Source organism: Psychrobacter sp. NC44 (assembly GCF_904846655.1).
In the GTDB taxonomy this organism is placed as follows: Bacteria; Pseudomonadota; Gammaproteobacteria; order Pseudomonadales; family Moraxellaceae; genus Psychrobacter.
The window spans coordinates 1-22582 of the sequence record NZ_CAJHBN010000026.1 but is presented as its reverse complement, the minus strand read 5'-3'; the positions used below and the strand labels follow the sequence as shown (position 1 = coordinate 22582).

At 42.9% G+C, this 22582-nt stretch carries 21 protein-coding genes, 1 tRNA gene and 2 pseudogenes; 15 read left to right on the top strand and 9 right to left on the bottom strand.

From position 1 onward, the window contains the following. The first annotated feature begins 170 nt into the window (after positions 1 to 170). A complete protein-coding gene (locus tag JMX95_RS13280) occupies positions 171 to 395 on the top strand; it encodes a hypothetical protein (RefSeq protein ID WP_201561054.1) in 225 nt (74 codons plus the stop codon). 121 nt (positions 396 to 516) lie between these two features. Here the strand turns inward: JMX95_RS13280 and JMX95_RS13275 are convergent. Continuing rightward, positions 517 to 1604: pseudogene (locus JMX95_RS13275) on the bottom strand (IS3 family transposase). Between the two features lie 191 nt (positions 1605 to 1795). Here JMX95_RS13275 and JMX95_RS13270 point away from each other — a divergent pair. The 4 genes from JMX95_RS13270 (at position 1796) to JMX95_RS13255 (ending at position 3876) form a co-directional block, all read left to right on the top strand. Next, on the top strand, positions 1796 to 2395 hold the full coding sequence (locus JMX95_RS13270; RefSeq protein ID WP_193007232.1) for a hypothetical protein: 600 nt from the start codon (positions 1796 to 1798) through the stop codon (positions 2393 to 2395). 42 nt (positions 2396 to 2437) lie between these two features. Next, on the top strand, positions 2438 to 2827 hold the full coding sequence (locus tag JMX95_RS13265) for a hypothetical protein (protein ID WP_193007231.1): 390 nt from the start codon (positions 2438 to 2440) through the stop codon (positions 2825 to 2827). Positions 2828 to 2996: 169 nt separating this feature from the next. Further along, on the top strand, positions 2997 to 3479 hold the full coding sequence (locus JMX95_RS13260) for a DNA/RNA non-specific endonuclease (protein WP_201561053.1): 483 nt from the start codon (positions 2997 to 2999) through the stop codon (positions 3477 to 3479). 4 nt (positions 3480 to 3483) lie between these two features. Beyond that, positions 3484 to 3876 (top strand): immunity protein YezG family protein, encoded by a 393-nt coding sequence (locus tag JMX95_RS13255; protein ID WP_201561052.1) that lies wholly within the window; start codon positions 3484 to 3486, stop codon positions 3874 to 3876. A gap of 270 nt (positions 3877 to 4146) precedes the next feature. On the opposite strand, the pseudogene JMX95_RS13250 reads toward JMX95_RS13255, so the two are convergent. The 5 genes and pseudogenes from JMX95_RS13250 to JMX95_RS13230 form a co-directional block, all read right to left on the bottom strand. After that, positions 4147 to 4350 (bottom strand): annotated as a pseudogene (locus JMX95_RS13250) (IS3 family transposase); the annotation flags it as partial. A 150-nt stretch (positions 4351 to 4500) separates the two neighbouring features. Beyond that, positions 4501 to 4818, bottom strand: coding sequence for a hypothetical protein (locus tag JMX95_RS13245; RefSeq protein WP_227676081.1), 318 nt, complete (start codon positions 4816 to 4818; stop codon positions 4501 to 4503). 10 nt (positions 4819 to 4828) lie between these two features. After that, the gene (locus JMX95_RS13240) at positions 4829 to 5122 is read right to left on the bottom strand and encodes a hypothetical protein (protein ID WP_201561051.1); all 294 of its coding nucleotides are present in this window, start codon (positions 5120 to 5122) and stop codon (positions 4829 to 4831) included. Continuing rightward, positions 5119 to 6336: an Arm DNA-binding domain-containing protein gene (locus JMX95_RS13235; protein WP_201561050.1), complete on the bottom strand. Its 1218-nt coding sequence runs from the start codon at positions 6334 to 6336 to the stop codon at positions 5119 to 5121. Before JMX95_RS13235 ends, JMX95_RS13240 begins: the two co-directional genes overlap by 4 nt. A gap of 26 nt (positions 6337 to 6362) precedes the next feature. Then, on the bottom strand, positions 6363 to 6578 hold the full coding sequence (locus JMX95_RS13230) for a hypothetical protein (RefSeq protein ID WP_045456309.1): 216 nt from the start codon (positions 6576 to 6578) through the stop codon (positions 6363 to 6365). Between the two features lie 122 nt (positions 6579 to 6700). On the opposite strand from JMX95_RS13230, the gene JMX95_RS13225 reads away from it, so the two are divergent. Further along, positions 6701 to 6937 (top strand): helix-turn-helix domain-containing protein, encoded by a 237-nt coding sequence (locus JMX95_RS13225; RefSeq protein ID WP_179799722.1) that lies wholly within the window; start codon positions 6701 to 6703, stop codon positions 6935 to 6937. A 474-nt stretch (positions 6938 to 7411) separates the two neighbouring features. On the opposite strand, the gene JMX95_RS13220 is transcribed toward JMX95_RS13225, so the two are convergent. Then, positions 7412 to 7486, bottom strand: a tRNA-Gly gene (locus JMX95_RS13220). A gap of 261 nt (positions 7487 to 7747) precedes the next feature. On the opposite strand from JMX95_RS13220, the gene JMX95_RS13215 reads away from it, so the two are divergent. The 3 genes from JMX95_RS13215 (at position 7748) to JMX95_RS13205 (ending at position 11926) form a co-directional block, all read left to right on the top strand. Then, the gene (locus JMX95_RS13215) at positions 7748 to 9418 is read left to right on the top strand and encodes an alpha-keto acid decarboxylase family protein (RefSeq protein ID WP_087814204.1); all 1671 of its coding nucleotides are present in this window, start codon (positions 7748 to 7750) and stop codon (positions 9416 to 9418) included. 183 nt (positions 9419 to 9601) lie between these two features. Continuing rightward, positions 9602 to 9937, top strand: a complete 336-nt coding sequence (locus JMX95_RS13210) for a GlpM family protein (protein WP_227676080.1) — start codon at positions 9602 to 9604, stop codon at positions 9935 to 9937. A gap of 213 nt (positions 9938 to 10150) precedes the next feature. After that, on the top strand, positions 10151 to 11926 hold the full coding sequence (locus tag JMX95_RS13205; protein ID WP_087814202.1) for a potassium/proton antiporter: 1776 nt from the start codon (positions 10151 to 10153) through the stop codon (positions 11924 to 11926). Positions 11927 to 11966: 40 nt separating this feature from the next. Here the strand turns inward: JMX95_RS13205 and JMX95_RS13200 are convergent, their stop codons facing one another. Beyond that, complete coding sequence (locus JMX95_RS13200) at positions 11967 to 12866, bottom strand: LysR family transcriptional regulator (protein WP_087814201.1); 900 nt, start codon at positions 12864 to 12866, stop codon at positions 11967 to 11969. A gap of 233 nt (positions 12867 to 13099) precedes the next feature. On the opposite strand from JMX95_RS13200, the gene speB reads away from it, so the two are divergent. The 6 genes from speB to JMX95_RS13170 all read left to right on the top strand — a co-directional run bounded on the left by speB (position 13100) and on the right by JMX95_RS13170 (position 21668). Beyond that, positions 13100 to 14068, top strand: coding sequence for an agmatinase (speB, locus tag JMX95_RS13195; RefSeq protein WP_055125012.1), 969 nt, complete (start codon positions 13100 to 13102; stop codon positions 14066 to 14068). Between the two features lie 124 nt (positions 14069 to 14192). Next, positions 14193 to 15917: a 5-guanidino-2-oxopentanoate decarboxylase gene (locus tag JMX95_RS13190; RefSeq protein WP_087814200.1), complete on the top strand. Its 1725-nt coding sequence runs from the start codon at positions 14193 to 14195 to the stop codon at positions 15915 to 15917. Positions 15918 to 15967: 50 nt separating this feature from the next. Next, the gene (gene dld, locus JMX95_RS13185; protein WP_087814199.1) at positions 15968 to 17779 is read left to right on the top strand and encodes a D-lactate dehydrogenase; all 1812 of its coding nucleotides are present in this window, start codon (positions 15968 to 15970) and stop codon (positions 17777 to 17779) included. Continuing rightward, positions 17760 to 19166: a YjiH family protein gene (locus JMX95_RS13180; protein ID WP_060491314.1), complete on the top strand. Its 1407-nt coding sequence runs from the start codon at positions 17760 to 17762 to the stop codon at positions 19164 to 19166. The genes dld and JMX95_RS13180 overlap by 20 nt, the downstream gene beginning before the upstream one ends. Before the next feature lie 169 nt (positions 19167 to 19335). Beyond that, positions 19336 to 20871: an aldehyde dehydrogenase family protein gene (locus JMX95_RS13175; protein ID WP_227676079.1), complete on the top strand. Its 1536-nt coding sequence runs from the start codon at positions 19336 to 19338 to the stop codon at positions 20869 to 20871. A gap of 185 nt (positions 20872 to 21056) precedes the next feature. Further along, entirely contained in the window at positions 21057 to 21668 is a 612-nt protein-coding gene (locus JMX95_RS13170; protein ID WP_087814198.1) for a TetR/AcrR family transcriptional regulator, read from the top strand. Positions 21669 to 21861: 193 nt separating this feature from the next. Here the strand turns inward: JMX95_RS13170 and JMX95_RS13165 are convergent, their stop codons facing one another. Beyond that, positions 21862 to 22479: a DsbA family protein gene (locus tag JMX95_RS13165; protein ID WP_227676078.1), complete on the bottom strand. Its 618-nt coding sequence runs from the start codon at positions 22477 to 22479 to the stop codon at positions 21862 to 21864. Between the last annotated feature and the right edge of the window lie 103 nt (positions 22480 to 22582).

Genomic DNA, 22582 nt, shown 5'->3' with positions numbered 1-22582 from the left:
GAAGGAGAAGGATAGTCGCTCGACGCTTCAATCAGCATGCGAACGGCGCGTTCTTTAATCTCAGGAGTGTAGGTTTGTCTTTTCATTGTCATATTCTCTCAGAATGTTGAGTCTCCGACAATCCCGGGGCGGTTCAGTTTGATGATGCTATTTTGACTTCTGGTGATAATATGGGTTGGTTTCCAACTAATATGGAGAACTATAAAAGTCGTTGGATTGATCCAGTTAACACGCCAGAGCTAGATAGTAAGCTTGTTGATCAGATCAATGAAGCTATAACGCTTCAAGCAAATTACAACGATGGGCGAGGATATCGCATCGGACAATGGCTTTATCTACTGCTGGCTGAAAAACAGTTTGGGAAGATGATATTGAAGGATATCCCGTTTCACTAGACTATGCTAAGAACTATTCTAGACTTGGACAGTTTTGTGACCTTCGTCCGTTACAATTTATGGAGTCTGACTTCATCAAAGAGGGTAACCCTCCCAATCCTAAGACACTTATTCAATAGAATTAAGCTGCATGGTTTAGTTTCTGTATTGGCGTAAAGCCGCCATTACCCATATTAGGACGCTCATAATTATAGTAATACAACCCATCCTCTGCTTGCTGACGGACTTGATCTAAATCCGTAAACAACTCTGGGTTTAACCAATCATAGCGCATGGTTCTGTTATAGCGTTCAACATAAGCGTTTTGCTGTGGATTGCCAGGCTCAATGTAACTGATAGTGATGCCTTGTTCTATTGCCCAGTCTCTGAGTGCACGACTGATGTACTCAGGACTATTATCACATCTGACTTGATTAGGCTTACCTCGACATTCAATCAGCTGGTTCAAGCTGCATATGACTCTTTGAGCGGGTAGTGAAAAATCAATCTCGACCGTGAGTGCTTCACGGTTATAATCATCAATCATATTGAACAGTCTAAAGCCACGGCCGTCAGTTAGAGCATCATGCATAAAGTCCATACTCCAGCTTTGATTGGGTTTTACAGGTATAGCAAGTGGCACGGGTTTGGCACGCTTAATACGGCGACGATGCTTGATTCTAAGGTTCAATTCAAGCTCACGGTAAATACGATACACACGCTTATGGTTGTAGGGCAGCCCCAGTACATTACGCAAAGTCATAAAGCACAATCCAAAGCCCCAGTTCTTGTTCTGGGTGGTCAGCTCTATCAGTCGCTCAGCTATTTGACGGTTCTCATCAGACGCAACAGACTGATGGTAATAACAGGTCACGCTGATGTTAAAAATCAAGCAAGCACGGCGGATACTGATGCCATACTCTCTAATGTAGTGACAAGCCATCTCACGGCGCCCAAGCGGCGCTACCACTTTTTTGTCATGGCATCCTGTAGGATGTCGGATTTAAGACATTCATCAGCGTACATCTTCTTTAAGCGAGCATTTCCAATCTCAAGCTCTTTAAGACGAGTGATAAGCGTGGCATCCATACCGCCATATTTAGAACGCTAGTTGTAGAAGGTGCTTTGTCCGATGTTATGCTCACGGCACAAGTCAGCGATAGGGACGCCTTGTTCTGCCTGTTTTAAGATGTTGACGATCTGATTATCAGTAAAGCGTGTTTTTTTCATAGGATTCTCCTGCTCATATATTTTAGCAGTTAATCTCTATTTTTAGGTGTTCTTATTTATTGGGGGGATTACCCTGGTATAAAATATGATGTGATGTCTGGTTCTGACCTTAACATGCGTACACATGTTGAGCGTATGCCTAGCTTTATTTGGCGAATGCTAACCTTTTAATTTGTAGTGAGATAGATTATATGAAGAAATTTAGAGATAAAACGATAGCTAATACGGAGATTGTTCTTCAAAGTGAAAACTGTGTATTTCTAGGACCAAATTTAAAACTCGTTGATTGTGTTGTTATCAATAAGCAAACGGCTAGAGGTATACAGTTCTTAGATGCTGAAATGGTTGGGGGTGTTTTTCAGACGAAGAAGAAGCTAACCAATTGGCAAGAGCATAGTGTGACCTTCGACTCGGTAACCTTCAAAGGTAATTTTTTAGGATGCGATTTGGGCGGACGCCCTGATGAAGAGTCATCAAATCATTATGGATTAGTAAAAGACTGTGATTTTAGCCAAGCAAATATGCACCTATGCCGATTGTTTAATGCTGATATCGAAAGCATTAAATTTGGTAGATGGCCGTACTTCACTATTATTAATCTCGAGGCAGCCGCCATTCAAATTCAGAAATTAAACGTCCCAAATGAGTTAATAATATCGTTAGATATTTCTGATGAGCCAGAAGGAACATCAGCTGTACTATTTAATGCTGAATTGATTGCTAAGAAAGAAGGAATTGATATAGAAGTTATCAAAGAATTAGTCAGCCAGATTGATAGTGTCATAATATAGGTTATTTTATGGTTATAAGGACTATTATTAAGGAGGTCTACTGTGATTGGTGATACGGTTATTTTTGAACCAGATGTCGAAAAAATTAAATATTATCCAGAAGAAGGGCACGGGTTTACATTTGAAACGTTGTGGTTTGATACCATTACAATGCTTGAGCTTACGGATATAATTGACATTCCAATTGATATAGCTGACACCGTCGCTTATGACGAGCATAGTGGTTATTTACTTTCGAAGCTAAACCCAAAAGCGGTTAGCTATATTTTTGAGAAATATCCAACACTGACTACTCTAAAAAATGTTGATGATTTAGATAAGGACGATCCGCTACACCAATTAGGTGATGTTGAGATATCTGATTTGATCAAGCTCTATGAGTTTATAAGACGATACGGTATAGAAAATTTATATCTTTATTCTACCTTTTAAAAGCCTACTATTGCAGGCTTTTTTATGATACTACGTTAAGCCCACATTTAAGGAAGGCAGCTCAGTATTAACGACTTATAGTTATAAAAGCAATAATACCCCTGAGGGTTTTGTAAAACAAAAACTACCTGCCGTGATTAAAGTTACAGACTTGGCTACCTTTAATCGTATGGCAGAGAATCCGCTACCTAATACGACTTATGAGTATGGTAGCTATGCATGGCGTACTGATAGTAAAGGTCGTGTAGATCAGGTATCAGGTACAATTGATCCGAAAGACCATGGGCGTCAAACAACAGATAGCATTACTACGACAAATATTGGTAAAGATAAAGGGTCAAAATCGGGCGATGTGGGCTTCTATTTAATAGGTAATCAGTTCAATGGTCCAATTAATCGATTAAATGTTGTACCAGGTAACGGAAAACCTTCTAATGGAGTAGCAAACTTAAATCAAGGAGCCTATGCGAGTAAGTTTGAGAGTAAGGTAAAAGCGTTAGCCGCAGCGGGTAAAAAGGTAGAAGTAAGGATAGAGCCAATTTATCGTAGTGGTAATAATACAACAAGGCCAGATACAATCAGAACACAGTATAGAGAAGTAGGTACATCTAGGTGGACAACAAATGATTTCAAAAACCAACCAGGAGGGTAGAATAATGAGTGCGAGTAAAGTTAAAGAAATTCAACAACAAATTGCTTACTGGATATTTGAACATGCACCAAGGAATTGGAGTAAATGCTGTATATATATGGAATTGTTACTAATAGATGGAGATATGGATAACAGTTGGACTACAGTATGGTTCGATAGTAATAATAAGGAAATGATTGATATTGAAATCTCAGCTTTAAATGAATCAAATATGAAAGAGCTATTTGTCGACCTTAACAATGTTATTGCTGAAATTGATGATCGTTGGACGACCTGCAAGATGAAAGTTACTTCAGATGGAAAATACAACTTTGACTTTGGTTATGACAGACCACCACGCTTGAAGTGGGAAACAGCAGACGACCTTCTATATCATCCAGATTATGAGAATTTTTAGATTCTAAGCTATTTATTCAATAACAATACCTATTATTGGCTTAGAGTAATGTTATATGAGTGTAGAAAAATTTAAAGAAATCCAACAACAAATTGCTTACTGGATATTTGAACATGCACCAAGGAATTGGAGTAAATGCTGTATATATAAGGAATTGTTACTAATAGATGGAGATATGGATAACAGTTGGACTACAGTATGGTTCGATAGTAATAATAAGGAAATGACCCCTGCCGTCAATCCCGTAGACATAAACTTGGGAGATTTTAATTACGCAGCCTGACGATAATAATCAAACCACACCTGTCTTGGCGATTTATAGCCCAAGCCCTTTTGAATCCTCGTCTGGTTGTAGTACAGCTCGATATATCTAATGATATCGTTGATGGCTGTAAATCTGGTTTTATAATCTTTATGATATATCAGCTCATTCTTCAATATACCCCAGAAGCTTTCTATAGCCAGTCCAAAATATAAAAGATACAATACTTGTAGTGGTCAACTAATTTAGGACACCTAATAAGTGTAGTGGCACATTAAATTTGGACTGTATTTAAAAGAAGATATATTGCATACGAAAAAGCCAGACAACCTAAGCTGTCTGGCTTTAATATTGTGAACGACTTATCTATGATTATGCTCCCGCCATACAGCATGCTCACATACCTCACAGCACCAACTCTCTTTTGAGCGCATATACGGAATGTCTGCTGGTATCTGTAAAGGGCACACATAGCCGCAGTACTCACAAAGCACATCATCTAAATAAGCAAAACACTCACCGATTGTCTTGAATAGTACTTGAGGGCTAATCTCATATTTTTCACAGACGGTTTCTACATGCGCGATATAATCACCTTTATTATCATATGCCCAGTAATCCTCACATATTTTGATATCATATGGGCTCTGCATCATATTAGGCTGAAGCTTTATACTCATCATTTTATCCTCAGTAGCCACCATAACCAGACTGCGGTAATAGCTCATAAAGCTCGCTCTGAAGTTGACAACGCATATCCTCAACCACATAACCAAGACTCGCATCCAAGCGCTTCTGTACCCACACACGCATCGCCATATCGTTATTAAAGCACCGCTTTACCCCTAAGAAGCGAGCTAAGTTATGACCCGATGAAACGTACAACTCACGCATCAATGCATTAGCGATAACATTCGCGTCTTCACTGATCGCACCGTCAGGTTTAAACTCACCAAACAGATCTTCATAATTAATGATTTTCATCGTGACGTCTCCTTGTCAGTCTCAGAGCTATTCGATGCGCTTGTCAGTTTCTCCTTACTCGCAAGCAGCAAGTTATCCATCGCTGAGCCATCTTGACGGGTAATATCAGGTACATAACGGCTATACACCCGAAACAGCATCTCTGTACTACTGTGACCCATTTGCCGTGCTATCCATTCAGGGTTCTCACCAGCAGCGAGCCAAAGCGTCGCTGCCGTGTGCCGAGTCTGATAAGCACGCCGGTGTTTCAGGCCAAGTAAGGCAAGCGTGGGTTTCCATATCCGCCTATTCACATTACGGTACTCCATCGGATTACCTTGTGAGTTGCAGAAGATAAACTCTGACTTACCAAAGGTGCGCGTCTTCTGCTCTATTAGGGCGTCATAGACCAACTGTGACATCGCAATATCACGCTGTGAGCCTAACGTCTTAGTCGGACCCATCTCCCCATTCACTAATGCCCCTCTAATACTAATCTCACGTCGATCAAAGTTAATACAGTCCCACTTAAGCCCATCAATTTCACTGGTACGCATTCCTGTAAAGAAGCGAATAGTGTAGTAAGGCTTATAGTCCGCGCGCACATGCTTTAAAATCAGCCATACCTCACTCAATGTAAAAGGACTGACATCAGGACGAGCTTGCTTGAGATTCTTAATATTTTTATAAGGCATCTCAAACTCATGGCGATCTGATGCTTCTTCTAGTATCATACGAAGGAGTATCATAATCTGATTGATTCGTGCTACTGACAGACTTGACTGACCATCTTTACCGTAACGAACTTTGGCGAGAGAGCTACGGAAGGTCAGCAAGTCTGGTTTTTTTATCGCATGTACTGCTTTACCACCAAACTCAGGTAACAAGTACTTATTTAAAATAATCTGCGTCTTTTGCCGATAGCTCAGCCGCCATTCAATCTTCTTCTCCTCATACCAAATCACTGAAAACTGCCTAAAGGTTGGATTACGACTGATACAAGCTTCCGCTCTGTCAGCCAGTGCTGTCATCTCTTTTAAACGCGTGCTCTTGGGGAAGTAGGCACCATAGTCAAAGATGCCTAGGGTGATTTCTGCTTCCATTTTTTTTGCTACTAAAGTCAGCTTTTTAACGTTTACTGGAGTGTCAGGGAAGTTTGTTGTCTCACGGCAACGAATATTCATAAATGTGAAATCTATAAATAATTTGCCACGCCTTGCTCTTACTGATGCCATTGTTTAGCTCCTTGTTTATGTAAAATTTACTGTAAGGCCATTCCATTGATTGCACTCATCACCGGTTTACACATATCTTCTTCAATACGTTCCCATACATATAAAATCTTACGACCGCCAAAGGGGCGTATATAGTGAATGTTCTCGATCAAGACAGTGTCCTTGAGTTGGTTACGGATAGTACGCGCATCGTATTTGATACGTTCGGCTAGTTCTTGAGTGGTGAGATAGGTCTGTGACATAATAGTTCTCCAGTCAGTATTAAATAGTTTTCAATAAACACTTTGTTATTGCCAACGAGTACTATATTATCAGAAAAGTAGTCATTGGCAAGTACTTTTTACTTACCAATAAGGAATTTATTGTGATTTCATGTAACTTACCGGTTCTTTTAGCAGAAAGAAGGTTGCGTGTAGCAGATTTAGTGAGAATGACAGATATCAGTAAATCGACGCTGCATAGAATCTATAATGATGATACGACTAGAATTGAGTTCGATACTTTGAGTAAGCTATGTAATGTATTAGAAGTAACGCCAGGGGATATTTTGAAGTATGTTCCAGATGAACTTGGTGAGGACGACTCTTCAGGAAAAGAGTGAATTAACTATCGCGATAACCATTGATAAGGAATTTCTAGCCAAAAACTGATTAGGGCTAAAGCATATTTACAAGGCTTAATAATTTCTATTGTTAGGTTGGAGTCATCAATTTTTAAATGACGGTTAGCTTTAAATAGTGTGGATCTTAAATACATTTCCAATAAATGATGCATTTAAAAAACACGTTTTTTGCTGAATTGAGGTTGGGTTCAAAATCATCATAGTGCCAAATTTATTAGGTTAGGTGTCAGGATGGTTTTTAGCGAAAAATAGCTAGGTTGTGGTCAGTTATGTAGGTGAGGTTTTAGGGCAGGGCACAGTTTGGGCACCAAATGGGCACCGCACCGAAAACGAGCTTTTTGACTGAGTAGATAAACTTAACTATATTAAAAAAGATATTTCGAGAATTTCTCTACAAACCCCGAAAATTGGACAAAAAAAAGCCTCACTGTTAAGTGAGGCTTTTTAAGTATTTGGAGCGGGAAAAGAGATTCGAACTCTCGACCCCAACCTTGGCAAGGTTATGCTCTACCACTGAGCTATTCCCGCTAATTATCAATTAACTATCGTCAGTTGATGAAGGCGTATTATACGCAGTTTTTTGAACGTGTCAACAGTTAGTATGAAAAAAAGTAAAAGATAGTAAATTGGCATATTATCCTAGCCTTCATCTGTGATATAACAGATTGTTGTAATCTATATTCCAAAAGCTTTGCTTTCTATAAATAGGCTGGAATACAGTTTTATAATGACTTTAACCATATTAATCATTTTCATGATTTATAAAGATAACACTTAAGGATAAGTACTATGAGTCAACAATATACCATCGCTGATTATTTGTTTGATCGTGTCGCAGAAGCAGGCGCGTCAGAGATATTTGGCGTACCTGGTGATTTCAACTTAACTTTTTTAGATAATATTATTGCCTCTGATAAGCTGCGCTGGGTGGGTAACACCAATGAGTTAAATGCAGGTTACGCAGCTGACGGCTATGCACGTGAGCGCGGCTTTGCGGCGATGGTGACGACCTTTGGGGTGGGAGAATTGTCAGCGATTAACGCGACCGCAGGCTCTTTTGCTGAGTATGCACCAGTGCTACATATCGTAGGCGCGCCAAGTACGGCTTTACAAGATTCAAAGCGCCGCATCCATCACTCACTTGGTGACGGCGTGTTCAATCATTTTATTAAGATGGTAGAGCCGGTCACGGTAGCACGAGCGCAGCTTACCCCTGAAAATGCTGCCTCAGAAATCGACCGTGTGATTCGCTTAATTCTTAAAAAACATCGTCCAGGCTATCTGTTACTATCGCCTGACGTTGCTCGTCAACCTATTTATCCACCGACTACAAAGCTTGTTGATAGCCAAGAAGACATCACCAGTCAAGCAGCATTGGCAGATTTTAAACAAGCGCTCATAGAGTTTCTGCCAAACAAAACCACGACGCTGATGGCAGATTTGATGGTGCATCGTTTGGGACTACAGCCGCAGCTTAAGGCATTGATTGCCGATACGGATATTCCCTATACGACGTTATCATGGGGCAAAACTTTGCTTGACGAAAATAGTGAACGTTGGGCAGGGACTTATGCTGGCGTGGCATCACGTCCCGTGGTCAAGGATGCAGTCGAAAACTGTGAGTGCTTAATAAAAATAGGTGTGCAATATACCGATACTACGACGGCAGGTTTTAGCCAAGATATTGATGAAAGTACAGTGGTTGATTTGCATTATGAGCGCGCGAGCATTGCTGGCAAAAACTTTGCGCCCATTGCCCTAAAAGACGCCCTAAAAACGCTACATGAAGTCTTGACCTCAGATATTAATATTGTGCCAAAGCCGTTCTGTAAAGAAGTCAAGCCGCATGAGCAGCAGGGTAAGGACAGCGAGGCTATTTTTCAAGATGATCTATGGCATATCATTGCCGATCATCTAGACCATAATAATTTGGTGTTTGCAGAACAGGGAACGGCGTATTTTGGCATCAGTGATGTGCGTTTACCAGAAGGCGTGACTTGTTATGGACAACCAATGTGGGGCTCGATTGGTTATACGTTGCCGGCAAGTTTGGGTGCGGCTATTGCATCGCCAAACAAGCGCAGTGTCTTATTGATTGGTGATGGCTCAGCATTATTGACCATTCAAGAAATCGCGGTGATGATTCAAGAGCATATCAATCCAGTGATTGTACTGATTAATAATGATGGCTATACCGTGGAGCGGGCGATTCATGGTGAAAACCAGCGCTATAATGACATTCCTAAGTGTAACTGGCAGATGATGCCAAAAGCTTTTGGTGCCACCGATGATAATAGTCTGCTGCTAAAAGCAGAAACAGCAGGCGAGTTAAAAGCGGCTCTTACGCAAGCAGCAGCTGTAAAAGACAAATTGGTTATGTTGGAGGTCATCGCTGATAAGCATGATATCCCGCCACTACTCGCCGATATCAGTGCCGCACTGAAGCCAAAAAATGATTGAGTGAGTAATAGAAAACTCGCTTCATAAAAATGAATAGCCCCATTGCTAGATGGGGCTTTTTGCACGTTTTTATCATATAGATTAATTAATCAGCTATTGCTCTTATGTCGGTTTGCAGACTTTAGTATCATGGTGGATTGGGCTATTTCCAGCCCTTATCATTCCATAGGAGATGACCCCGTCGTGATTTGGTTAAAAATGCTTATTGGTGCTCTAATGGTATTGGCGATTCAATTATTCGCGCGAACCAGATTTTTTTATTTGGCAGCACTCGCGCCACTGTTCCCCACATTTACGTTAATCAGTCACTTTATTGTGGGTACTGAGCGTAGCCCCGCTGATTTAAAAGTCGCATTAATATTTAGTATGCTCGGTGTCATACCGCATCTTATTTATACCTTTGTGGTATTTTTTAGCATCGGTTACGTCAGCTTATATAAGGCATTACTGTTCGGCGTTGTCGCTTGGACAATAGCCGCAGCGATTTTGGTCCTTACATGGCAGTACATTCAGGCTTAGTTGTGGTTAGAAAAAAACGTAAACTCTGTCAAAGGGCAATATATCAAAGGTATATATGAAATTCAGTACATATTTCTACAGATAATTTTTATAGATTCGGTCGTAGATGTTATTCTTAAGAGCGATTTTATGGTGCTACCTGTAGCAAACTAAAATTAGAATTATCGCGATAACTCCATTCATTACAATTTATAAAAATAGGGCTTAAAAAAGATGGATACCTTAAATATCATCTATCTCGTAGGGGCATTGTTAATTTTCGCCAGTATTATGGCAAGTACGTTATCGGCGCGCTTGGGCGTTCCGCTATTGCTGTTGTTTTTGATCGTAGGGATGTTGGCTGGCGAAGATGGTATTTTAGGTATCGAGTTCGCCCAATACGGGCTTGCTAATTTCGTTGGGCAGGCAGCTCTTGCTTGTATCTTGTTAGATGGTGGGCTACGCACATCTTTTAAGTCATTTCGAGTGGGTCTCAAGCCTGCTATTACCTTAGCCACTTGGGGCGTACTTGCGACGGTAATGATACTGGGTATATTCGTCACTTGGCTACTCGATGTTGATTGGCGACTTGGTTTGTTGATGGCGGCCATTGTTGGTTCAACCGATGCAGCAGCGGTGTTTTCGCTATTGCGTAATGGCGGCGTCAAACTTAACGATCGTGTACAGGCTACATTGGAGCTAGAATCGGGCGCGAACGATCCTTTGGCTATTTTGCTGGTGACAGGATTAATCGCTTTAAATGTTGATCCCGCTGGACAGACAATACTGGGCTTTTTAGGGTTGTTATTACAGCAGCTTGGCTTTGGTTTGGGCATGGGCTTACTGTTTGGTTATTTATTGGCAAGGCTATTACCAAAAATACACTTGGCAGAAGGTATGTATGCCATTTTGATCATGTCTGCTGGCTTGGCAGTCTTTGCCGCGACTAATCTGATTGGCGGCAGTGGATTTCTGGCAATTTATCTCACTGGTGTGCTAATTGGCAACCATAAAGTGCGCTCAACTGAGCATGTGATGCGGGTGATGGATAGCTTTGCGTGGTTGTCACAAGCGGTATTATTTGTGGTACTAGGGTTATTGGTGACGCCATCGCATGTGATTGATGTTTGGTATTACTCCGTCGCGATTGCAGCTTTTATGATTTTTATTGCTCGCCCTATTGCGGTCTATACCAGTGTGAAACCCTTTAAATTTAAAGACAGAGAAATCGGCTTTATTTCTTGGGTAGGTCTGCGCGGCGCGGTTCCTATTACGCTTGCCATATTACCGGTGATGGCGGGAATAGACGGCGCTTTTATGTTGTTTGATATTGCTTTTGGCGTGGTGGTTTTGTCTTTGATTTTACAAGGCACGACCATTCCTTTTATGGCAAATTTATTCAAAGTGCGTATTCCTAGTAATAAAGATCCAGAAGAAGAGCATGAGGTTTGGGTATCTGACAAAGCAAGCATTACTTTATATGAGTTTGAAGTAAAGTCAGGGGCATTTGCGATTGATCGTCATCCAATGGCCATCTCTAAGCGCATAAACCCTGATGAAATCAGTGTCTTTGCCTTGGTACGCAGGCAGCATATTATCGTTGTTGATGAAAATACCAAGCTCAAATGCGGTGATAGGGTGTGGTATGCGATGACAGGAAACCACGCCACCCAAATTGCTAAGATTTTCAACGATACGACCCTTGACCATAAAGCCATGGATGATTTTTATGGCGATTGGCTGCTATCTCCAAGCGTGAAGCTTGGAGATTTGCCGTTTTTTACTGGTATTATGGCGTCTGAGTCGCTTGTCGATAAACTCAAATCCAAATCTGAGGACAGCGCCAAAAGCATGTGGGATCAAACGGTCGCTGAATATATCAATGATAGCTTAGAGATAAAGCCAGTATCGGGTGATACGGTCGACATCAATGACGAATGGTCGTTGGTCATAAAAGAAGTGGATGATAAAGGGAAGCTTAGAACCATTGGTTTAAAGCATCTAGAGTGATTAACAGCAGGGTAGCTATGTAGCTATTTGCCGTCATTATTCACAAAAGACGTGTCATTTGACTTAAGAAATCGGCGACTTGTTTGTGTAAGTTTTCTCGATAAGCCCAATGATGCTTGACCTCGTAACTGGCCTCATTGGGCAGTAGTATTTTCATCAGTCCCATTTCTTCATAACGCTTGGCTAAATCATTAGGCAAGTAACCAACATGATGACCCGCCAGAATGAGCTGCGCAGTTGCCTCCATATGATAAGTGGTGGCACTCAAGGTTTTTGGGCGGACATGATTGATACTCAAATCGGTAATATAGCCTCGTTTTATCCATGGATAGTTTTGTTCCAAATCCTCAAAAGTTAATCCTTCTGATTCATAAAACAATCGATGCTCGCGTCCACAGCAGACCACCTGCTTCTCAATAAAGGCTGGCTGAAAAGTGAGTAGTGGCGGAAAACTGCCAAAATATCCCACACCAATATCACTCTCGTTGCTTAGCAGCTTCTTTAGCATGCTTTCAGGGCTTTGCACATCGATAGAAAAGTGGATAAGGGGATTGTCAAGATAGCTAGCAGCCAAGCATTGGCGCAAAGCATCATAAAAAAACGTCGGCATCTGGTCAATGAGACACAGTCGGATATGACCGCCACGCACCGAATCCAATTGGCGAATATAGTGTAGTTGATGCTGAAAACTGGCAACCGCTTCAGTAAAGCTCAAACAGGCTTCATAAACCGCTGCGCCATCTTCTGTCAGCTTAAAACCCGCGCGTCCGCGATGACAAAGCGTCATGCCTAAGCGATCTTCTAAATGGGTCAAATGACCACTAATGACAGAGGTCGTCACATTTAAGCGAGACTGTGCGGCTGTCACGCCCTGACACTCTACAATCGCTATAAAGCTACGCAAGGTTTTGATGTCTATTTTTATCAATTCATCTAGCATCGGTCATTATTCCTCAGTACCTATGATGTCTATCAAAATGAATCTTCTATTTATCACTTCTCTAACATCAAATTTATATCAAACTTCTGATAATAACGGTTAAATCTAAATTACTACGAAAAATAAGAAGTTTACTTCTAAATTTTACCATGGTCTGACTTTAAATATTTAGGTATTGTCAAAGCATATAAAAAATTGCCTATTTTAAACAAACTGAAACAAGGATGTGATTTATGAAATTCAATCAACCATTAAGCGGCAACGATATGCCAAGATTTGGCGGCTTTGCTTCTATGATGCGCTTGCCGACTCAAGCTGATGCAGAAGGGTTAGATGTGGCGTTTGTGGGTGTGCCTTTAGATATTGGTGCGTCAAACCGTAGCGGTGCGCGATTGGGTCCACGACAAATTCGTGATGAATCACGCATGATTCGTCCCTATAATGTCGCCACTCGTGCAGCGCCTTTTGAGTCTTTACAAGTTGCTGATATCGGCGACGTGCCTATCAATACTTTCAACTTGCTAAAAAGCATTGATATCATCGAAAAATTCTATACTGATAAAATCGTGAATCATGGTGCTATTCCATTGACGTTGGGCGGCGATCATACCATTGCCTTGCCTATCTTACGTGCGCTTGCCAAAAAACACGGCCCTGTCGGCATGGTGCATATCGATGCGCATGCAGATATCAACGATGAGATGTTTGGCGAAAAAATCGCTCATGGTACACCGTTCCGCCGTGCTGTCGAAGAGAACTTAATCGATGGTAACCGCGTGGTACAGATTGGCTTACGTGGTACAGGCTATAGCGCCGAAGAGTTTGATTGGTCAACCCAGCAAGGCTTTCGTGTGGTGCCTGCCGAGGAATGCTGGTACAAGTCGCTGACGCCATTGATGGCAGAAGTACGCGAAAAGCTCGGTGATGGCCCCGTCTATTTAAGTTTCGATATCGATGGTATTGATCCTGCGTTTGCACCGGGTACGGGCACTGCTGAAATCGGTGGCTTGACCTCAACGCAAGCGATAGAAATCATTCGCGGTATGCGCGGACTTGATGTGGTGGGTGGCGATTTAGTAGAAGTGTCACCGCCGTATGATCCATTTGGTAACACCTCAGTATTGGCGGCAAACTTGCTGTTTGAGATGCTATGTATCTTACCGGGTGTGCGCTATGACGATAAGGTAAAGGCGGTGTATTAAGAATAATTTATAATCGCAAACTGCTTTTTATCAAGCTGCTTTTTATAAGGGATTAAAGGGCAGCTTGGGTTTAACACTGAACAACTTATTTAAACGCGATTGAACTTTTTAGGATGATTAACTCATGACGCAAACGCTTCAAACATCTTCTTCAGCGCCCGCCAAGCCGTCTCTGACATGTGGTGAGCTGCTCGTACAGTGGCTAGAGTATTATGGGGTAGAGACCGTATTTGGTATTCCGGGTGTGCATACGGTCGAGCTATATCGTGGTCTACCAAACACCAACATCCGCCACGTGACGCCGCGTCATGAACAAGGCGCGGGGTTTATGGCTGATGGCTATTACCGAGCGTCTGGCAAAGTCGGGGTATGCTTTATTATCACAGGCCCCGGTATGACCAATATCATGACAGCCATGGCGCAGGCGTTGGCAGACTCTATACCGATGCTAGTGATTTCTAGTGTTAATAAAGTGGCAGATACGGGCAGCGGTGAAGGGCACTTGCATGAATTGCACGATCAGCAAGGCATGGTCAGTAAGGTTACACTCATGAGCAAAACTATTTGGCAGCCTGAATCGTTACCCAAGGTCATCGCTGAAGCGTTTGCATTATTTAATGGCGCACGTCCGGGGCCAGTGCATATCCAGTTGCCCATTGATGTGATTACCGCCGATGCCAGTCATGTTGCTAAGCCCTCTGATTATTTAAATAACTTTGTAAAAAAATCGACTGATGCACATGGTTTAACGTTACCTCAAGTAATGAGACCGCTGCCCAATCTTGCGCAATTAGATTTGATCGTTGAATCTCTAAAAGCGGCAAAAAATCCAGTGATACTTTATGGTGGTGGCTGCGTCGATGTCGATCATGACGCGCAAACCCTAGCAGAGCTTATCGATGCACCGACGTTTTTAACCATCAATGCCAAAGGTTTGCTGCCACCTAGCCACCCATTAAGTTTGGGTAGCAATCAGTCATTAGAGGCAGGTCGCGCCGTTATTGCTGAGGCTGATTGGGTATTGGCGATTGGTACTGAGCTGGGTGAGACTGATTATGATGTGTTCTTTAATGGTGAATTCAAAATCAATGGCACGCTGATTCGTATCGACTGCGATGCCCAGCAATTACAGCGTCCTTTTAGAGCCGATATCGCGGTATTGTCCGATGCGCAAATGGCTATAAGTGGGCTGTGTAGCCGTTTAGAAAACCACGCGTTAAATCATCAAGCGGCGGTACGAGTAAACGAGGCAAAACAGTTACTTATAGAAGACATGACACCAGACTTTGCTGGTCAAAATGCGCTACTTCAATTGATTCGAGATGAAGTGAAAGACGTCATCTTCGTTGGTGATTCAACGCAGCCTGTCTATAGCGGCAATCTTGGTTTTGAGGCGTTAGCCACGCGTCGATGGTTTAACTCATCGACTGGATTTGGCACGTTAGGTTATGGTTTGCCTGCTGCCATTGGTGCCATGATTGGCTCAAACAGTCCAGTGGTCAGCTTGATTGGCGACGGCGGTATTCAGTTTACGATTGCAGAACTCATCTGTGCCGCCGAGCTTGAGCTGCCATTGATTGTGCTGCTGTGGAACAACCAAGGCTATGGCGAGATTCGTCGTTATATGGAAGAGGGTGGATTGCCACTAATCGGGGTTAATATTAAGACGCCGAACTTTGAGCCATTAGCCGCAGGATTTGGCGCAGGTTATCGCAGAATCACAGCCAAACAGCAATTGCTCGATGCTTTAAAAGAAGATATCAAGGGCAAGCAACCCATCATCTATGAAGTTGATGAAGCCGATGAATTTTTGATTGAAATGGGTAAAACATTCACCTGCTTTAGCTAATGTTAATACGTCAAATATAATAAAGGCTGGTCGCTCAAGGAAGAACGTCTATGATGCCACATGCTAACCGCTCGTCTGGTCGCTTGAGCACCTCGCTGGCAAGCTTATTAACGGATTTATCCGCGATTGTTGGCGCGACCAATGTATTGACCAAACCCAGCCAGCAGCAGTCGTATACACAAGGGGCGATTGCGGCTATCACGAATGCTGTCGTGGCAGTTGTGATACCAGACTCTCTTGTGGCACTATGGCGCGTCATTAATCTCTGTGCAGCGGCTGATGTGATTATTATTGCTCAGGCTGCTAACACAGGGTTGACCGGAGGCTCGACACCGTACGGAGAGTACGATCGAGCAGTCGTCGTGATTTCTATGCAACGATTGGGCGGTGTTCATCTGCTCAATGATGCAGCAGAGCTGGTTGCCTTGCCAGCGGCTAGCCTCCAGCAGTTGGAGTCTGAGCTTGCGCCGTTAGGGCGTGAGCCGCATTCAGTACTGGGCTCAAGTTGTGTTGGTGCTTCGGTGATTGGCGGTATTTGCAACAGCTCTGGCGGTATGTTGGTGCAGCGTGGTCCGGCGTATACCGAGATGTCGCTATTTGCCAAACGTAATGCCATGGGTGAGTTTGAATTAATCAATCACTTAGGCATTGATTTAGGTGCAGGTCCAGAAGAGATGCTTAGAAACTTACAAACTGGCACGTTCAATAAAAACCCAGAGAGTGCCAACAGTAAGTCCTGTACAAACCACCATTATCAACACAAGGTGCGTGATTGCGAGGCAGACACACCTGCCAGATTTAATAATGACCCTAACGGATTATATGAAGCCTCTGGTTCAGCAGGCAAAGTCATCGTCTTTGCGGTTCGAGTCGCGACATTTGCCAAACCGACGCAAGAACAAACGTTTTATATCTCGACCAATGACGCCGATACTTTGACCACACTCAGGCAACAGTGGTTAAAAAGCGAGCTAAACCTGCCTATTTTGGCAGAATATATGCACAAAAATTACAACGATATTACCATGCGCTATGGTCGCGATACTTGTTTGAGTATGCGAAAACTACCAGCCAGTAAAATAGGAGCGTTGTATCGGTTACAAACCAAGATTGGCTACTATTTGGATAAATGGCGACTGCCTCAGACTTTACCAGATCGGATGCTACAAATGACTGGTGTTTTCATGCCGCCGTCATTACCCAATTCTTTGGCAGAGCAGGCGAGCTCCTATCGTTATCATTTAATCATTAAAGTCGCGGATGGCAATAATACGGACGATGATAATAGCAATGATAACCGCAGTCATGGTCATATTGTCGCTGCCCAAGCATTTTTACAGTCCCATATGCAGCAGCATCAAGGCGTCGTACATCTTTGTACAGCAGCAGAATCCCAAGCATTATTGGTGTTTCGTAGTGCGGCAACCGCTGCCATGTTTCGTTATCACAACCTTAACCACACAAAGTTTGGAGAGCTGTTGTCTACCGATATTGCCTTACCAAGGAATGCCGTAGATTGGGATGAAGTGCTACCTATTGACTTACAAAAGCAGGTCAGTAAAACCTTTTATTTGGGGCATTTTTTCTGTCATGTCATGCACCAAGACTATCTGCTACACCCTGAGGTAGATGCAAAAAAATTCAAGGATGAGCTGTTGGCGTTTTATGATCGACGTCGTATAGAGTACCCTGCTGAACACAACGTGGGTCATGTCTATACCGCAAAACCTGCACTACATACTTTTTATAAAAAACTAGATCCGACCAATTCGCTAAATCCAGGCATTGGTCAGACAGCAAAATGGAAAAATTGGCGATCGTCGCCCATCAAGGAGGAATTAAATGACGAATTATCTCGATAAGTCGCAGCAACCGATATTAGGAAACGATGTTGTCGATTCAGAAACGCCGCAAGGAGAGCAGTGGCGTGCGTCAATGTGGAAGTTTTTATTGTTTTCAGCACTGGGCATTGCACTATTTATTATTCCGTTTCAATGGGACGGAAAGGTTACGATTTTATTGGGTGTGTTAACGGACGCTTTGCAAGCTTTGCTGGGCGGTTCTGTCGTTTATGTGGCAATGGCAATCGTGACGACTTCCTTTCTTGGGGCGTTGGCTGTGAAGGTGTTAAAACCCAACCTGCATGAAGACTCTATGGTCAAAAAACTCTTCGATGTTGATTGGTTTTGGCTCACCGCCCGATTGCTAGGGATGGTGTTTGTCTGGATGATTTATCTGCAAGTCGGCCCTGAGTTTATTATTAATCGTAATACCGGCGGCGTCATTTTCGAAGATTTGATTCCAATTTTGATTCCTTTATTTTTCTTCGCCATTTTATCGTTACCGTTTTTGACGGATTTTGGTTTGATGGAGTTTTTGGGCACACTGGCGAGCAAAATATTTGTCAAACTGTTTAAGTTGCCAGGACGCTCAGCGGTAGATGCGATGTCCTCTTGGTTTGGCGCGGCTTCTATCGGCTTGCTAGTCACCATGCAGGAGTATGATAAAAGCTACTATAGCCAGCGTGAAGCGGCGATTATCGCGACGACTTTTTCGGTGACTTCGATCGCTTTTACTTATGTCGTCGCCAAAACCATCGGCGTGGACGATAACTTCGTTTATTTTTATCTGACCATTGCTTTAACAGGCTTTATCGCTGCGATTATTATGCCGCGTATACCGCCACTTTCCTTAAAGCCTGACACCTATCATTCTGGCAAAAGTATGCTCGATGAAGGGATTCCTGCTCAGTACACGACCTACCAATGGGCGGTCAATCGTGCTGTGACGCGCGCGCACTCAATGCCAAGTCTGGGTCAAGTGTTCAAACGTAGTGTAAAGAATCTATTCGATATCTATTTTGGGCTAATCCCCGTGATTTTCGCAATTGGTACGATTGGTCTGGGCTTAGCCGAATATACGCCTGTGTTTAAATGGTTGTCTACACCGTTGGTACCGCTGCTTGATTTGTTACAAATTCCAGAGGCAGCAGAGGCGGCTCCAGCGATGATTATGGGCTTTGCGGATATGTATTTGCCAGCCTTGGTCGGTAAAAGTATTGAGAGTGAGATGACAAGATTTATCGTTGGTGCATGTTCTATTACTCAGATTATTTATATGTCTGAAGTGGGCGCGCTGATTTTGAAATCAAACATCAAGCTTAATGTGTTAGAGCTGTTCATGATTTTTATTCTTCGTACGCTGATCAGTTTGGTTGTGATTACGTCAGTGGCGCATTTACTTTATTAGCTATGTAGCCAATATCAACCCATCCTCTAGCATAACGATAATGTGCCAAATAACCGGTTTATTCTTTAGTTAGATAAACCGATTACTTAGCCAATGATTGACAGAGACACTTATAAATACAATAGGCATAAAAACAATTATATCAAACCATATAAGGTGATTGACCATCATGGAAATGACGAATGCTAACAGTTTAACGAGAGAAAGCGCCATCCAAACGGTTCAAGATGAAGTGATGTTAAATGCAGCCTATATAGATGGCAAATGGATGACTATTGAAGCACCTGCTACCGATACTGCTGATGCTGATAGCTATGATTCGAATCATGATTCAAGTTATGATTTATATGATTCAAATTCGGGAACAATCATCGCTACCACTCGATTGTGTACCAAGGCACAGGTAGAAATGGCAGTTAATGCGGCTTCTATGGCGTATCCATCTTGGTCGCAAACCGACGTAAGCGTGCGTGCATCGTATCTCAATGCCATTGCCGAGACGATGGAGCAGCAGTTTGACAAATTGGTTGGATTGTCTGTGTTAAATAATGGTAAGCCCATTGAAGAGGCAAAAATAGACGTGAGCGATGCCATTGCTTGTTATCGCTATTATGCCAATATCATCACAGAACAAGCGACTTGGTTGGAGGTACCCACCAGCGAGTCAGGCATACGCTTGCTAAAAACGTATGCGCCTGTTGGTATTTGCGCCCTTATTGTCCCGTGGAATTTTCCAATGGTCACTACTGCTTGGAAGTTAGCCCCTGCATTGGCTGCAGGCTGTACGGTGCTATTAAAGCCCTCCGAGGTGACATTATTGCCAGAGTTGATGCTGGGCAATATATTGTCTGCTATCAAACTACCGAAAGGAGTCGTTAATATTTTACCGGGTGCAGCTGAAGTGGGCGCTGCCATGACCTGCCATCCATTAATCGACAAAATTTCTTTTACTGGTAGCAACGCCGTTGGTGAAAAGGTAATGAGCCAAGCGGCAAAAGGTATCAAGGATATTAGTTTAGAGCTGGGCGGTAAGTCAGCCATCGTCGTATGTGCAGATGCTGATATCGACCACGCTTGTGATTTAATCATCGGTGGTATATTTACCAATGCTGGTCAGATCTGTTCAGCCACCTCAAGACTGCTCGTTCATGAAAGCATTGCTCAGTCGTTGTTCGACACATTAAAAGTTAAGGCAGAAAGTTTGCAAATTGGTGATGGCTTTGACACTGACACGCAAATGGGTCCACTGGTTAGTGAGCAGCAACTCAATCAAGTAAAAAAATATTTCGACATTGCTACTGCCGAAAACCTGATTTGTCTCACAGGTGGTGAGGTCTTAAATCGACAAGGGTATTTTGCGATGCCGACGATTTATACCAATGTTCCAGTGACCAGTCAGTTATGGACAGAAGAGGTTTTTGGGCCGGTCTTAGTGAGTCAAACGTTTACCGACCATGCAGAGGCGATTGCTTTGGCCAATGATAGCCAGTTTGCTTTGGCCGCGAGCATTGTCAGCGCTGATGAAAAGGCGGCCGTAGAGATGGCGCTACAGATTCAAGCGGGTCATATCTGGATCAATGAACAGCAAATTGTACTGCCAGATTCAGGGTGGGGCGGCTTTAAGCAAAGCGGTATCGGTCGTGAGCTGGGTGTAGATGGCTTGTCTGCGTATCAAAAAAGCAAGCATGTACTATTGAGTCATTAAACGTTGGGCGCTTTCATATTTTATTTAGCCATTGAAATTGCTACCAATGGCTAAATAAGATATTTGCTTTGTAAATTAACTTTACTGGACTAAGAATGCCATTCGATATAAAATTGAGCAATCATTCAAATTTTATCGCTGTGCTTGTTTTTATATGAGATTACAGCTTTTGAGATGGAAAAACTATGTCACGTACCGCACTTTATAACCGTCAGGATGCCTTAGAACGCGCGTTACAGCTTTTTTGGCAAAAAGGCTTTCATGCTACTTCGTTAAAAGACATAGAAGAGGCGCTCGATATGCGTCCAGGAAGCATTTACGCTGCGTTTGGCAGTAAAGATGGATTATTTCAAGAAGCGTTAGACTACTATGCTCGTCTAGGTTTGAGTGAGCTTGAGCGGGTAATGGGCGCTTATCAATCACCGCTGTTGGGGTTAGCCGCTTTCGTGCGTCAGCTGGGCGGTATTCGTGATAAAGGGCTGCCGAGTCAGGCTTGCATGCTGGTCAAAAGCTTGCTGGAGCTTGGTGCTCGTGAGCAGACAGCGCTACAAAAAGTTGAAATGCTGCTGGCAGGTATGGAGCTGCGTTTTATAAATTACTTTACCGAAGCACAGCGGCTGGGTGAGCTTGATACTGAGCTCGACGCAACTAGGCTTGGACGACGACTACAGGCGGAAATCATGGGGCTGCGTGCTTTTGCGCAGCGTGATGTCGAGAGTGCAGCGGTGCAAGCGTTGGCTGAAGATATGGCGCTCTCTATAGAAGCGCTGCGTATTGATAAGCCTGTTGTCGTGTAGTGCATGTTGACTATTTGCAAATAAGCACTGCTAAAGGGTTATTGCCGATTAAGTAAGGCTGATTGCTAAGATGTTTTTGGTATGAAAAAAAGGATTTTAGAGTTACTGTATAGCCCGAGACTATATAGTAACTCTAAAATCCTTAGCTTTTCTAAAACTCTTAGTCTTGAAAACTCAACCATCAACAGATGACTTAGTCTGGCATGTCGGCCAACTGCTGCAATATGCTTTTATAATTCTCAACACCTTGAGCACCGCTAATTAAATGACGCTCATTGAAAACCATAGATGGCACACTTTGAAGGCCTTGTTGCTGCCAATGCTGCTTTTCTTTTTCTACCGCTGCAGCAAATCGCTGATCTTTTAAGACCGCCAGTGCTTCGCTACGATCCAGTCCAACATCGGCCGCAACATCGGCAAGCACACTATAATCTGATATATTTTGATTATCGACGAAGTGTGCGACGAACAATGCTTGTTTTAGCTCGTGCATACGCCCTTGTTGATCGGCCCAATGCAGCAACTGATGCGCATTAAAAGTATTGTAAGTACGAAAGTCATCGGTAAACTGAAAATCAAATCCAGCTTCAGCACCTACTTCTGTCATTCTAGCTCGGTTCTCTTGAATGTCCTCAGCAGTCGTACCGTACTTCTCCATGATATGCTCACGATAGTTTCGTCCTTCGTGCGGTGTATTAGGATTTAACTCAAATGGATGCCAGTGAATCTCGTGCGGAGTGTTGGTTTGTTTTAATGCCTCGGCTAGTTGACTATAGCCGATAGCGCACCAAGGGCAGACCACGTCTGACACGATATCTATTCGTAATGGCTTTTTTAAAGGGGCTGTCCTAGATAACTAGTTCAGTTCCTGTTTAACCCATTGTTTTAGCTGGTGTAATTGACGTTTTGGATCA

Bases quoted from the DNA above. Each gene is read 5' to 3' on its own strand.
- JMX95_RS13280 (WP_201561054.1), top strand. From the start codon at position 171: ATGGGTTGGTTTCCAACTAATATGGAGAACTATAAAAGTCGTTGGATT.
- JMX95_RS13270 (WP_193007232.1), top strand. From the start codon at position 1,796: ATGAAGAAATTTAGAGATAAAACGATAGCTAATACGGAGATTGTTCTT.
- JMX95_RS13260 (WP_201561053.1), top strand. From the start codon at position 2,997: ATGGCAGAGAATCCGCTACCTAATACGACTTATGAGTATGGTAGCTAT.
- JMX95_RS13255 (WP_201561052.1), top strand. From the start codon at position 3,484: ATGAGTGCGAGTAAAGTTAAAGAAATTCAACAACAAATTGCTTACTGG.
- JMX95_RS13245 (WP_227676081.1), bottom strand. From the start codon at position 4,818: ATGAGTATAAAGCTTCAGCCTAATATGATGCAGAGCCCATATGATATC.
- JMX95_RS13240 (WP_201561051.1), bottom strand. From the start codon at position 5,122: ATGAAAATCATTAATTATGAAGATCTGTTTGGTGAGTTTAAACCTGAC.
- JMX95_RS13235 (WP_201561050.1), bottom strand. From the start codon at position 6,336: ATGGCATCAGTAAGAGCAAGGCGTGGCAAATTATTTATAGATTTCACA.
- JMX95_RS13230 (WP_045456309.1), bottom strand. From the start codon at position 6,578: ATGTCACAGACCTATCTCACCACTCAAGAACTAGCCGAACGTATCAAA.
- JMX95_RS13215 (WP_087814204.1), top strand. From the start codon at position 7,748: ATGAGTCAACAATATACCATCGCTGATTATTTGTTTGATCGTGTCGCA.
- JMX95_RS13205 (WP_087814202.1), top strand. From the start codon at position 10,151: ATGGATACCTTAAATATCATCTATCTCGTAGGGGCATTGTTAATTTTC.
- JMX95_RS13200 (WP_087814201.1), bottom strand. From the start codon at position 12,866: ATGCTAGATGAATTGATAAAAATAGACATCAAAACCTTGCGTAGCTTT.
- speB (WP_055125012.1), top strand. From the start codon at position 13,100: ATGAAATTCAATCAACCATTAAGCGGCAACGATATGCCAAGATTTGGC.
- JMX95_RS13190 (WP_087814200.1), top strand. From the start codon at position 14,193: ATGACGCAAACGCTTCAAACATCTTCTTCAGCGCCCGCCAAGCCGTCT.
- dld (WP_087814199.1), top strand. From the start codon at position 15,968: ATGATGCCACATGCTAACCGCTCGTCTGGTCGCTTGAGCACCTCGCTG.
- JMX95_RS13180 (WP_060491314.1), top strand. From the start codon at position 17,760: ATGACGAATTATCTCGATAAGTCGCAGCAACCGATATTAGGAAACGAT.
- JMX95_RS13175 (WP_227676079.1), top strand. From the start codon at position 19,336: ATGGAAATGACGAATGCTAACAGTTTAACGAGAGAAAGCGCCATCCAA.
- JMX95_RS13170 (WP_087814198.1), top strand. From the start codon at position 21,057: ATGTCACGTACCGCACTTTATAACCGTCAGGATGCCTTAGAACGCGCG.